Here is a 12,276-nt window from a genome sequence, read left to right as displayed (position 1 = left end):
GACGCATATTGCCGCTTCGGCCCAGCAATCCGCCCTACTCGCGAGCGCCGTGCCATCGCGCGGGTGGTACAGCCGGAATCAACAATCTTGGTACTGTTTCAGGAGCGCGCATCGCGCATCTATCCGTCATGACCAAAGGCAGATCCAACTTCGACCCGTGGCACGAGGTTCCAAAGCGGTGGGCGTGATCACGTCAGCCGTCTTTGCTCAGCCAAGGCGCGGTGCTTCTCAGGAGAACACGAATGACTCTAGGTACGGGATGGCGCAGCTTGGCAAATTTACTCAAAGCCGAGGCGCGCTTATTCAGCCCGACAGCAGCGGAAAATCTCGCATCATTCTTCGATTGCATAGGCGAACTGAAAACGCGCGAAGGCCACCCGCTCATCTTCGATGCTGGCCCTGGAACGGATTTCCCTAGCCTTTATCGCGCCCGGGTCTTTCAATCTGACGAGAAGCTAAAAGCAGCCCTCGCCAGGCCAGACATCCACTTCGGCTCACCGCTGGCGCCCTCAGCGGCGGCCGGTCGAATGAATGCGCGCGGTATCTTGGCTTTCTACGGTGCAAACAATCAGAAAGTGGCTGTAGCCGAGGTACGGCCACCTGTTGGCAGTCGGATCGCGGTGGCTCAACTCGAGATCATCAGAACTCTTCGGCTGCTCGACGTGACCGCCCTCGGTGACGTCCGCATCACTGAGGGCCTTGCTGATTGCGGGCTGGCTGGGAGGATGGAGGGCGCCGTTTTTCTGAGGTCGCTAAGGTCACGTCTCACGCGGCCGGCAATACCCGATGACGATGGGTCTGAGTATCTCGCAACGGAAGCCATGGCCCATTTTCTTGCGACGGAGGCCTCGGCGCCTATTGATGGCATCATCTTTCCATCAGTACAGGCGGTCGGAGACGCTTTTAATATCGTCCTTTTTTACGGGGCGGCCCGTATTGAGCCCATGAACGTGCCAGAGGGGGCAGAGATCAGCGCGAGCACGGGCCGTTGGGCAGAAGATGGCTGGGTGGACGACTACGAGGTGCTTGAGAAAGTTCCGTTAACTCAGGGGGACGTTGATGACAACGAGCAAGAGCCGGCATGCCCCGCCGTTGCGACCGCGAAAGTTGCGCCGGTTGCCCCTCGCGATGCTGATTGGCGCGACTATAGTTTACGCATCATGCCCGAAAGCGTGCGGGTGCATCACGTAAGGAGCGTGGAATTCGCCACGGACAAATTCGCGGTGAAACGACGGCGTCAGGAAAAGCACGGCAGCATCGATATCTAGGCGGATCGAGGCGATCGTAGAACACACGTTCCAATGTACGAGGGCTCGGTGTGCCTGGATCGCTAAGCTCACTGCTCTGGTTGACACTCGGCGCATTCGCGATCGGAACCGAAGGCTTCATGATTGCCGGACTGTTGCCACACTTGGCGCGAGACCTGGATGTCACCCTGCCCGCCATCGGCCACCTGGTCACCACCTTCTCCCTCGTTTACGCCATAGGCGCTCCCACGATAGCCATGCTGACCGCCGGACTGGAACGGCGGCGCTTGCTCGCCATCGCCATGGCAGGGTTCAGCATTGCGAATCTGCTCGCCGCATTGGCACCGAGCTACGCCGAGTTGCTGATAGCTCGGTTGCTGCTGGCCCTGTCTGCCGCCAGCTTCATGCCGGCCGCCAGCGGATATGCAGCCGCACTGGGTGGACCGGAGCGGCGGGGTCGGGCCTTATCAACGGTCACCAACGGGCTGACCTTGGCAATCATCGCCGGCGTGCCGCTCGGAGTGCTGGTCGGAGAAAGCTTCGGCTGGCGCGCGACCTTTCTCAGCGTCGCAGGGCTGGCGACACTCTCGCTGCTCGGGATTCTCGTGGGAATGCCGAGTCAGCCGCCCGTTTCCACTGCGGGTCTCGGAGAGCGTTTGGCACTAGCCAAGCGCCCCGACACGATGGCGATCCTGGCGACCAGCGTGCTGACGGTCTCTGCGACCTTCACGCTTTATACGTATCTGGGCGTCTTCCTCGCAGATGTCGCCGGGATCAGACCTCAGGGCCTGGCTCTGGTGTTATTCGGCTTCGGAGTCGCCAGCGCGGCCGGTACCCGGCTCGGTGGCACCGCGGCGGACCACTGGGGTGCGGACCATGCCGTGATCGCGGGCGGTGGCCTTACCGTGTTGGCTTATCTTGTCCTCTCGCTGGGCGCGGCGCTCGAGCCTGCGCGAGCCATGCTCGTTATGTTACCAGCCATTCTGCTCTGGGGCTTGGCCAGCTGGGGCCTGATGACGGCACAGCAGGCGCGGCTGGTCGCGCTAAGCCCAGCTCTGGCCGCGGTCAGTCTGTCGCTGAACTCGTCGGCCACTTATCTCGGCAGCGCTACAGGCGCGGCCATTGGCGCGCTGGTCATCGCCCATGGCGGAGTGGATCGGCTCGGCTGGGTGGCGGCGGCGTTCGGCGTGGCCACACTGCTGTCGGTGCTGGCTAGCGGCCGCGCCTCCCCACCCCGAAGTTGAGACGTTGGATATCGGCTGGAGCGGCGTCTTCTGGTCGCCGCGCTTGATCGTATTCAAACAGGCGCCCCTGTCCTCAAGCAACCATCCACCCCACTATCACACACCGGATTTGACTGATCTCGGAGCCGTGCAATCCATGCTCGGACGTACGAAGGCTCAACCTGCTTTTAAACTGTAGAGTTGAATGGGCTCTTTGTAGCCTCGAAGCCGATGCTTGCCTTCACTCGTGAAAGCTTTGGCGAGGTCGAAGCTACCCTCCGCAAGAAGACACCGCATAAAATCGCCAGTGACGAGCACCGTCGCATCAAGAACCCGGCAGTAAGCTTCGACACGGCTGGCGATGTTCACCGCGTCGCCGACCACCGTGAATTCAAGCCGTTTATCGGTGCCAACATCGCCCTGTACAACCTCGCCGCAGTGGATACCGACGGCAACGCGAATGGCCATATCGGGGTTGTCAGCATGTTTTTCATTCCAACGGCCAAGGCGCTCATGGATCTGCAGTGCACAGAGCGCTGCGTTTGTTGCATCTTGCTTGCTGGCAATCGGCGGGCCGAACACGGCCATGAGACCGTCCCCGAGGAACTTATCTATCGAGCCCTCGCACATAAAGACGGCCTCGCTGAGCAAGCCTAACAAATCGCGCAGCAGCTTAATGACTTCGTCAGGCGTCTTGCCCGATGCATGTGCTGTAAATCCCACGACGTCGGCGAATAGCACCGCTGCTTTCTGGCGGCGCGCGACAGAAAGGGGCACGTCGATCTGAACAAGCTGTTCAACAATTTTTGGGGAGAAGAAACGCGCGAGGTTTGTGCGCTCTCGTTTGACTTCCGCAAGGCGCTCGTTTGCCGAACGATTCCTGATCACCAAGACTACCGTGATCGTGATCGATACGTAGCTTATTAAAGATCTCAACGGCGCTGTGCCAGTTACCGTGAATCCGTGTGTAAGCACATAGCTAAGCGCGGTCAGCGCCGCGCACCAAATCCCGGTCAAAATGATGCCACGGCATTGAAGATCGTATGCGCTGATCAAAATGACAGCCACGTACAGAGAGGCCACAGCAAATTGAAGAGACGACAGCGTGTCCATGAGGAAGATGCAAGCTGCCAGCACAATCGCTGGACCGAGGGAGTGTGGGCGCGCCGAATAGAACATCTGTGCTGCCTACAAGCTCGCTTCCGAGTGAGTTGAAAACTCCCGCGATCAAATCGTTCGTGAGGCTCAATGCCCTACATCAACGTTGCCTAGGTCGGGGCGTCAATTGACGGACTTCGTCGGGGATGTGCGCCATCGTGCAATCACTCGACGATCAAGACAGGTTCCAGAGCCACAGCCCGGGATAAATTGTAGAAATTGGGCGAGGTCGCCATCACCGCCTCATGGACCTCAGCGAATTGCTCTTTTGTGCCACGGCCTTTGATCCGGACGGTATAGCTGAGGGTCTCGTAGCCGGGCGGCACGGCAGGATCGACCCCGAGGAAGCCACGAAGATCGATGTCGCCATCGGTCTCGATCGACAAGCTTTCGAGGGTGATTCCACGCACCGCGCACTGCGCCACGTATCCGACGGTCATGCAGGCGTTGAGCGCCGCAATCAGATACTCCTGCGGATTGGCGAAATTGTTCGATCCGCCGAGTTCGCGGGGCTCGTCGATGTCGATCGAGAACCGGCGTGACACCTGCTCTCCGCCGAGCCCGTAACCCTCAACTTCTGCGCGGCTCCGCGTCTGGCCCTGCCAGGTCGTAATGACATGCCAGTTCGTCTTGCCTTTGGCCGGCTCGCGCTTGACGTCGTCGATTAGCGCAAAGAGGTCGTCGAGATTGATGCCGTTGACGATGGTGGGGTCGGCAGGCTTCGTTGATGCACCCACTTGGGGCTCCTTTGCTTGGGATTGGGTTAGATTTCGCATTTGGACTTTTGCAGCGTCGCGAGCGCCTGTGGATGCGCTGGCCTGCTGCTCGTCCCTCCGTCCCGGTCAGTCTGCCACCGCGTGCAGAGCTACCGATCGATATGCAGGGAAGTCCGTGTAACCCACCTCGCCGCGTCGGGTGTAATAAGTTGATCGGTCCGCCACGGCCAACGGCCAACCGTGCTTGAGACGCTCAACAAGGTCCGGGTTTGCGATATATCGTCGGCCGAAGGCGATCAGGTCGACTAACCCGGTGTCGAGCGAAGCCTGGGCGCGCTCGCGGTCATTGAAGCCGCCACACCAAATGAAGACGCCGGGAAACACTGCCCGAGCCTTGGCAAGCAGAGCGTGGTCGAGGTATCGAGGCTTGAACTCCGCCGTCTCCATGTTTCCGTCGGGCATCAGCTCGTAGAGCAGATGGATGTATGCCACGCCGCGGCGCCCCAGTTGCTCGGCAAGGTACAGAAACGTTTCCTCGACAAGAGGGTCCGTCGGCATGGAGCCGTACTTGCCGAACGGAGACAGGCGAACGCCAACGCGCCCTGGACCGAATTCAGCCACCACGGCTTCGACGACTTCCATCAGGAGGCGCGTACGATCTTCCATGCTGCCTCCGCCGTAGCGGTCGGTGCGCGTATTGAGCACCGAGTTCATGAACTGCTCGAACAGATAGCCGTTGGCCGCATGCAGCTCGACACCATCGAATCCGACCTTCCGTGCATTGGCGGCGGCTTTGGCGAACGTGTCCACCATGGCCGACACCTCATCCGTGCTGAGGGGCCTCGGCGTCTCCGTAGGCATATAACCCAACCGGCCGTCCGCTCCGTGGGCAAACACCGACGAGCCCTCCGCCCGTTGTTCGGTCGCGCCCACCGGGGCCTGGCCGTTCGGCAGCATCGAGGAATGGGCCATCCTGCCGACGTGCCATAACTGCTGGAAGATCGCGCCGCCACGACGGTGAACCTCATCGGTCACCAGACGCCAGCCCTGCATTTGGGCTTCCGAGTGGATTCCGGGTGTCCTCGCGTAACCATGGCTGGACTGATCCACGTCGGTAGCCTCGGCAATGATCAGGCCGGCACTGGCCCGCTGGCCGTAATAGGTCGCCATCAGCGCATTCGGGAGGTCACCATCGGTCGGGAGGACGCCCTCGGACGTGCGCGTGCGAGTCATGGGTGGCATGACGATGCGGTTCCTCAGCGGAACAGTGCCGCCAAGCAGTTGAGATTCGAACAAGTCGGCCATAGGTGATCCTTCGAGCTGATTTCTGCCGAAGGCTATTCTTCGGTAGTCATTCCGATCCACACACCCTTTGGTCAGCGTCGGATGAAGATCATCAAGAGACTACCGGGCTTGCCGGTCGAGCGCGCGCTGGGCGTCTTTTCGGGACGCTGGAAGGCGGTGATCCTCGATGTGCTGCTGGATGGCCCGCAACGCACCTGCGCGCTCGAGATGCGCATTGTCGGCATCTCGCAGAAGGTGTTGCTAGAGCAACTGCGAGCGCTCGAAGAACATGGAATGGTGAGCCGACAGTCCAGCGCCGGGCATCGTCAGGGGATCGAGTACCTGCTCACCCCGCTCGGCGAAAGCCTGCGGCCGGTGCTGGATTCCCTTCGCGCGTGGGGCGCCCATCATGCCAAGGAGCTCGATGAAGTCGATCGGCTTGTGCCATGCGATGCTGTCGTTCGAGGTCGTACGACCTGACGCTTGATGGGTCGCTGTCCGAGAGTTCAGGCGCATCCCTCAATACGTGAGACGAAGCCCTGCGCGGCAGCCGGGTTGGGCCGATGCCAATCAGTTGGTCCGCCATTCGCTCGGCACTGCGCCCGACCAGGTGTCGCCACTTCGCTGATGGGCCAACATCAGAGCCAACGGCACCCGGCCTCATTATGCCTGAGGACGCAGAGACCTACATCTTGTCGATGATCGACGAAACACCGTGTTCGGACGCGCGATCATTAGCAGCGGCAGCGACAATCGCAGGGATTACGTCGTCGGCACGATCAACGATAATGGGTTGAAGCAGGTGGTCTCTATGAAGGAAACCTGCGCTGCGTATGTGGTCCAGCATTGCCATCATAGGTGCCCAAAAACCTTTGATGTTCAGCAAAACTATCGGCTTACGGTGCTGCCCAAGCTGGGCCCAAGTCATGATTTCCACGATTTCTTCGACGGTGCCGATACCACCCGGAAGTGCCACGAAGGCATCAGAACGCTCGAACATTCTGAGCTTGCGCTCGTGCATGGTGTCTGTGATCGTCAAGTCTTCGAACATCTTGATCGCATCAGTCGTCGTTTCCCAGTTTGTGAGAAATCTCGGAATGATCGCGCCGACCTTACCGCCGTTATTCAGTGTGCCGCGAGCTACCGCGCCCATTACACCATGGGTACCGCCGCCGTAGATCAACGTTAATCCCGATGTAGCAAGAGCGCGTCCCAATCGTTCGCCTGCCTCAACGTAGGCAACATCGTGACCGGGCGAGGAACCGCAATAAACGCAGACTGCTTTGATCTTGCTCATGTTTGGGATAGGCCCGATGGACGGGCATTGCGTCAAGCTCGTTCTTGCTCGCCCGAGTCCCGAACGCTAGCGTTTTCAACGTTCCCGATCGGCGGTGAGTTCGTACTTGGAGCGCTCCCGACATCCTGCGCGCGGATTGCCAGCGACCGAAGTTCCTAAGCTAGAGATGTTCGGCTCGGATTGTACTCAAGTCGGTCGCTAAACCCGATACAGCTGAAATCCACCTCCGACGTCGATGTGGATGCCGGTCGCGTACGGGATTTGTCCGGTCGCCAAGACCGCCACGGTGCGGCCGATCTCTTCGGGCTCACCCCAGCGCGCCATTGGAATGCCGCCGGCCACGATCAGGGCATCGTAGCGATCCTTGGCCGCGGCGGTCATGTCGGTTCGAATGACGCCCGGCCTGATCTCGTAAACAGCGATCTCGTGGGCTGCCAGCCGCGACGCGAACAGCTTCGTCATCATCGCGACACCGGCCTTGCTGATGCAATAGTCGGCCCGGTTCTCGCCGACGATCTCGGCGTTCGCCGAACCAATGAAGATGATAGATCCCTGGCTCCGGTCGGCGGTGCTGAGACGCCGCCTGGCGAAAGCCTGGCTGAGGAAGAACGCGGCCCGGAGATTGATGCCCAGGGTCCGGTCGTAGCTCTCCGGGCTCAGATCCAGAAGGTCGCCACGCTGGAGCGAGGTCACACCGGCATTGTTGACGATGCAGCAGGGCTCGCCGAGGTCGCTGGCGATCCTTGCCAGAAGTGCCCCATGCTGGGCAATGTCAGCAACATCGGGCTGATAGTAGCGGTCAGCGGTTGGGATTGCGCCCTGCTCCTGCGGCTCGATGCTCACCCGGGCAACCGCGTAGTCCGCCTTGCTGAGTTCGTCAGCGATCGCGCGGCCGATGCCGCGTCCCGCTCCTGTGACGATTGCTACGCTCCGCATCTGGACTTCTCCTCATCTTGGGCAACGGGAAAGCGGTTACAGGATGCCGCAGGCCAAATGATCTCACGAACGGTACGGCGACGAAAACCTCGCGCCTGACCTGACAACCGAACCGGCCTATTAACCGGAATCGTAAGAGTTCCACCGCCGTCGACTTTGTAAGCCGCCAAAATGTAACCGGATACATTTTTCTGTTGCTGGGCCGTGCGAGTTGGAATAGCGTCCAGGCTAGGCGCTGCATCCGATCTTTTCGGACGTCGCCGCGACAAAGCGCGCCTCAGGTTTGCGCCAAAAACGGACATGGGAGCCCGGGATGGTTTCGCCATCGCCATCCGGGTTGATCGGATCAACGCCGAGCAGCCTGGAGTCGGACAGCGCACGCGATCGCATGCCGCTTGTGCGCAGCCTGATGAAGATCGGCTGGAATTTGCTGCCGCCGCTGACATTCGTCGCCATCGTCGGCGGATGGGCGTTGCTGGTCAAAGCCTTCAAGATCCCGGCCTATCTGCTGCCGGCGCCCGGCCCGGTCTTTCAACGGCTGGTCACCGATGCGGGCTTGCTGTGGAGCAACTCGCTGGTGACGCTGACCGAGATCGTTCTCGGCTTTGGCCTCACGCTGGTGACGGCCATTCCGCTCGGCCTGCTGATCGCGCTATCGCCCGTCGCCAGGCAAATTCTCTATCCGCCGATCATGCTGTTGCAACTGGTGCCGAAGATCGCGGTCGCCCCCTCTTCCTCGTCTGGCTCGGCTTCGGGATCGAATCCAAGGTCCTGCTGACGGTGCTGATGACCTTCTTTCCGTTGCTGCTCGCCAGCATCAGCGGCTTCCAGATCCTCGACAATCGCCTGCTCTATCTGACCCGATCGATGGGAGCATCGACCTGGCAGACCTTCCGCTTCCTGCGCGTTCCCGCGGCATTGCCGGTGATCTTTTCCGGCATCAAGGCCTCCGCCACCATCGCAGCCACGGCCGCGATCGTCGCTGAATTCGTCGGCGCCAACCAGGGCCTTGGTTACGTGCTGTTGAAAGGCACTAGCACGATGGATCTCGAGCTGACCTTTGCCGTGCTCGTGGTCCTGACAGTCATCGGGATCATCATCAATTATGTCGTCGAGTTCAGCGAGTGGCTGATGGCGCCCTGGCAACGGGACCAGAGCAGCTGAAAATGCATAAAACCTAAAATCAGAAATCATAATGTGGGAGGGACATTCAATGAACCGCGCTTTGACCAACGTCCTAATCGTCGCCGGCTGGGCACTTGGCTCGTGGACTTCGACAGCGACTGCACAAACCGCTGTGACGTTTCAGCTCAACTGGACCGCGGGCGGCGCCAATGCCGGGTTTGCGGCGGCACTGGGCGAAGGATTTTACAAGGCTGCTGGGCTCGACGTGACCATCGTCCAGGGCAACGGCTCCGGTAACACGGCTCAATTGGTCGCCAGCGGCCGCTCGCAATTGGCTTATGCGGATGCCGTCGCTGTGAGCCAGTTGATCGCCAAGGGGGCGCCGATGAAGGTCGTCGCGACGATCTACCAGTCCAATCCCAACGAAGTCTCCGCGCTGACCAAGAGCGGGGTCAAATCGATCAATGATCTGAAGGGAAAGAAGGTCGGCGTTCCCGCGGGCTCATCGCAGACGACAATGATGCCGCTATTCCTGAAGGCGAATGGCCTGAAGGAAGCGGACATGACCATGATCAACATGCCCGTGGCGGCCATGGTGCCCTCGCTGCTCCAGGGCCAGGTCGACGCCATCCTGGGATCGATGGACTCCTATCAGATCCAGCTGGAGCAGCAGGGCGCGACGCTGGATAATTATCGGTTCGCCGACTATGGCGTGCCCACCGTCAGCACCTCGATCTTCGCCTCCGACAGCTTCATCAAGGACAATCCTGATGTCCTGAAGAAATTCATCGGCGCAAGCCTCAAGGGCTGGGGCTTCGCCCTCGACAATCCCGACAAGGCGGTCAAGGACCTCAAGGCTGTCTTCCCGGACCTCAACGAGAAGCTCGCAACCGCCGAGCTCGCCGCCATCACGCCCCTCTTCTGCAGCGGCGGCGCCAAGTTCCTCGGCAAGGCCGAGGACGCGCACTGGACCCGGACGCAGGCGCTGCTCTCCGAAGTGAAGCTCCTGCCGGAAGGCCAGGATCCCAAGAGCTACTACACCAACGCTTATCTCCCGGCCGACGGTGAAATGCGGGCGTGCAAATAGTGATCTGCCGTAAACCCCGAGCATGGCCATGAACGACAGACCTAGACTGGGATATCGCTTCGAAGACCTCCATGAGGGCATGAGGTTTCGAAGCCCTGGCCGCACCATCACGGAAGCCGACCTGATGAGCTTTGCCGGGTTGACCGGCGATCATTCGGAGCTTCACACCAGTGATGTCTACGCGCGCGCCAGCGAATTCGGCCAAAAGGTCGCCCATGGCATGCTCGGCCTTGCCTATGCCCATGGCTTGATGTGGGCGCGGACGGGCGAGCTTCGTGAAACGGCGATCGCGTTCCTCGGCATCAGCGATTGGCGCTTTGTCGGGCCGATCTTCGTCGGCGACACCATCTTCGTGAATTACGTCCTCGCCGAGCTGCGTGACAGCCGCTCGCGTCCGACGCAGGCCATCGCCAATTTCGATGTCGAGGTCGTCAAACAGGACGGTGTTGTCGTCCAGAAGGGCCGCAAGGCGCTTCTGGTCTCCAAGGTCCCGCTCGAGGCTGTCAAGGCGTCGGGCGCCGTTCAAGCTCCGTCAAACTAGAGAGAACATCCTCATGACGGCTCAATCCGACATGGCCACCCCATCCGGCGTCCCGATCACGATCAGCAACGTCTCGAAGGCGTTCGGCGAAGGGACCGGAAAACCGTTTCAGGCCTTGAAGCCGATCGACGTGACGATCCCCGCCGGCGAATTCATCTCTGTCGTCGGGGCGTCCGGCTGCGGCAAGAGCACACTGATGTTGATGGTCGCGGGCTTGCTCAAGCACACCACCGGAGAGATCATGGTCGCCGGCCGTGCGGTCAGGGAGCCCGTCACCGACGTCGGCATCGCCTTCCAGGACCATCTGCTGCTCGACTTCCGCACGGCGTTCGAGAACGTCATGCTCCATGCCGATATCCGGAAGATGGATCGCGCAAAGCTTGCGGTGCGGGCCAAGGAGTTGTTCGCGCAGCTCCGCCTCGAGCATGCCATGAACAAATATCCGCGCCAGCTCTCCGGCGGCATGCGCCAGCGCGTCTCGCTAATCCGCACGCTCGTCCACGATCCCTCCGTGATCCTGATGGACGAGCCATTTGGCGCGCTCGACGCGTTGACCAGGCTTCAGGTGCGCACCGATCTCGAGACGCTTTGGCTCCGCCGGCGGCCGACCGTGGTCTTCATCACCCACAGCGTGGAGGAGGCAGTTGGCCTGTCCGATCGCATCCTGGTGATGAGCCCCAGTCCGGGCGAGGTGATCGATGACATCAAGGTCGATCTGCGGCGCCCTCGCCCAATCGTGCTCGGCGACGCGCCGGAGTTCGGCGCCTATGTCGACCGCATCCATCGCCATTTCGAGCGCCTGGGCGTGCTTCACGGCATCACCATGCCGCAAGCTACCGCCGTACAGTAATGGCGACGGCCCCTGCCCTGGTGCAAACCATCCGCCGCGGCGTCATCGCGGAGATCGCGCTCGCCAACGGTCCCCTGAATTTGGTGACGCGCGCGATGTTGCGTCAACTCAATCAGGCCGTCTGCGAGCTGGCCCGAGAGCCGGACATTCGCTGCGTCATTCTCCACGGCGGGGACGCGCGGGCATTCTGTGCCGGCAGCGACATCAGGGAATTCGGGCCGATCCGTCATGATGCGAGCGAGCAGAAGATCCTGTTCGAGGACATGGTCCTGCGCAATCTGGCGAGGCTCACCATGCCGACCATTGCGGCGATCGATGGACCGGCGCTGGGCGGGGGTTTCGAGCTTGCGCTGTGCTGTGATCTGCGCGTCCTCAGGCGCGGGGTCTCGGTTGGCTTCCCCGAATGCCATCTCGGTGGCCTGGCAGGCAACGGGGCCGTGCGGGTAAGCCGCCTCGTCGGCCCCGCCCGCGCCAAGCAGATGCTCTTCACGGGCGAGCAGATCGATACCGAGCGCGCGCTCGACTGGGGGCTTGCGAACTTTGTCGCCGACATCTCGGCGCTCGAAATGGCGCGCAAGGTCGCTGACACCATCAGTGCACGCGGCCCCATCTCAAACCGGCTCGCCAAGGAGCTGGTCGAGCAATCGCAGGATGAACCGCTGGATGCCGCCTTGTTGCGCTCGACCGTTGCTCAGCAGAATATCTTTGACTCGGATGACCTCCAGGAAGGTGCCGCGGCATTTTTCCAGAAGCGCGCGCCGGTCTTTTCGGGACGCTAGCGCGCAGGCCAATTCCCATCATCGCATCATCAA

The 12,276-nt window shown here is 61.0% G+C and carries 14 protein-coding genes; 9 read left to right on the top strand and 5 right to left on the bottom strand.

The annotated features are described in order from the left end of the window. Positions 1–242: 242 nt before the first annotated feature. Entirely contained in the window at positions 243–1,268 is a 1,026-nt protein-coding gene (locus BJ6T_RS43235) for an RES family NAD+ phosphorylase (protein ID WP_014492570.1), read from the top strand. A 50-nt stretch (positions 1,269–1,318) separates the two neighbouring features. Beyond that, on the top strand, positions 1,319–2,491 hold the full coding sequence (locus BJ6T_RS11720; RefSeq protein WP_014492569.1) for an MFS transporter: 1,173 nt from the start codon (positions 1,319–1,321) through the stop codon (positions 2,489–2,491). Positions 2,492–2,647: 156 nt separating this feature from the next. Here the strand turns inward: BJ6T_RS11720 and BJ6T_RS11715 are convergent, their stop codons facing one another. The 3 genes from BJ6T_RS11715 to BJ6T_RS11705 all read right to left on the bottom strand — a co-directional run bounded on the left by BJ6T_RS11715 (position 2,648) and on the right by BJ6T_RS11705 (position 5,649). Then, positions 2,648–3,583 (bottom strand): adenylate/guanylate cyclase domain-containing protein, encoded by a 936-nt coding sequence (locus BJ6T_RS11715; protein WP_052264127.1) that lies wholly within the window; start codon positions 3,581–3,583, stop codon positions 2,648–2,650. 209 nt (positions 3,584–3,792) lie between these two features. Then, positions 3,793–4,365, bottom strand: a complete 573-nt coding sequence (locus tag BJ6T_RS11710) for an OsmC family protein (RefSeq protein WP_014492567.1) — start codon at positions 4,363–4,365, stop codon at positions 3,793–3,795. Between the two features lie 105 nt (positions 4,366–4,470). Then, positions 4,471–5,649: an alkene reductase gene (locus BJ6T_RS11705; RefSeq protein ID WP_014492566.1), complete on the bottom strand. Its 1,179-nt coding sequence runs from the start codon at positions 5,647–5,649 to the stop codon at positions 4,471–4,473. An 81-nt stretch (positions 5,650–5,730) separates the two neighbouring features. On the opposite strand from BJ6T_RS11705, the gene BJ6T_RS11700 reads away from it, so the two are divergent. Beyond that, a complete protein-coding gene (locus BJ6T_RS11700; RefSeq protein ID WP_014492565.1) occupies positions 5,731–6,108 on the top strand; it encodes a winged helix-turn-helix transcriptional regulator in 378 nt (125 codons plus the stop codon). Between the two features lie 205 nt (positions 6,109–6,313). On the opposite strand, the gene BJ6T_RS11695 is transcribed toward BJ6T_RS11700, so the two are convergent. Beyond that, positions 6,314–6,925, bottom strand: a complete 612-nt coding sequence (locus BJ6T_RS11695; RefSeq protein ID WP_028170248.1) for an LOG family protein — start codon at positions 6,923–6,925, stop codon at positions 6,314–6,316. A 198-nt stretch (positions 6,926–7,123) separates the two neighbouring features. Next, entirely contained in the window at positions 7,124–7,861 is a 738-nt protein-coding gene (locus tag BJ6T_RS11690) for a 3-ketoacyl-ACP reductase (RefSeq protein ID WP_014492563.1), read from the bottom strand. A 313-nt stretch (positions 7,862–8,174) separates the two neighbouring features. Here BJ6T_RS11690 and BJ6T_RS48225 point away from each other — a divergent pair, with 313 nt between their 5' ends. Genes BJ6T_RS48225 through BJ6T_RS11665 form a run of 6 tightly spaced genes read left to right on the top strand, consistent with a single transcriptional unit; the run spans position 8,175 to position 12,243 of the window. After that, positions 8,175–8,639 carry an ABC transporter permease gene (locus BJ6T_RS48225; RefSeq protein ID WP_240537964.1) on the top strand — a complete coding sequence of 155 codons (465 nt, stop codon included), beginning with the start codon at positions 8,175–8,177 and terminating at the stop codon, positions 8,637–8,639. Positions 8,640–8,647: 8 nt separating this feature from the next. After that, entirely contained in the window at positions 8,648–9,025 is a 378-nt protein-coding gene (locus BJ6T_RS48220; RefSeq protein ID WP_240537963.1) for an ABC transporter permease, read from the top strand. A gap of 49 nt (positions 9,026–9,074) precedes the next feature. Continuing rightward, positions 9,075–10,073 (top strand): ABC transporter substrate-binding protein, encoded by a 999-nt coding sequence (locus BJ6T_RS11680; RefSeq protein ID WP_014492559.1) that lies wholly within the window; start codon positions 9,075–9,077, stop codon positions 10,071–10,073. A 28-nt stretch (positions 10,074–10,101) separates the two neighbouring features. Continuing rightward, complete coding sequence (locus BJ6T_RS11675) at positions 10,102–10,614, top strand: MaoC/PaaZ C-terminal domain-containing protein (protein WP_039229043.1); 513 nt, start codon at positions 10,102–10,104, stop codon at positions 10,612–10,614. Between the two features lie 13 nt (positions 10,615–10,627). Next, positions 10,628–11,464 carry an ABC transporter ATP-binding protein gene (locus tag BJ6T_RS11670; protein ID WP_014492557.1) on the top strand — a complete coding sequence of 279 codons (837 nt, stop codon included), beginning with the start codon at positions 10,628–10,630 and terminating at the stop codon, positions 11,462–11,464. Further along, entirely contained in the window at positions 11,464–12,243 is a 780-nt protein-coding gene (locus tag BJ6T_RS11665) for an enoyl-CoA hydratase/isomerase family protein (protein ID WP_014492556.1), read from the top strand. Before BJ6T_RS11670 ends, BJ6T_RS11665 begins: the two co-directional genes overlap by 1 nt. Positions 12,244–12,276: the final 33 nt, after the last annotated feature.

This window comes from Bradyrhizobium japonicum USDA 6, assembly GCF_000284375.1.
Lineage (GTDB): Bacteria > Pseudomonadota > Alphaproteobacteria > Rhizobiales > Xanthobacteraceae > Bradyrhizobium > Bradyrhizobium japonicum.
This window is presented reverse-complemented; position numbering and strand designations above follow the sequence as displayed.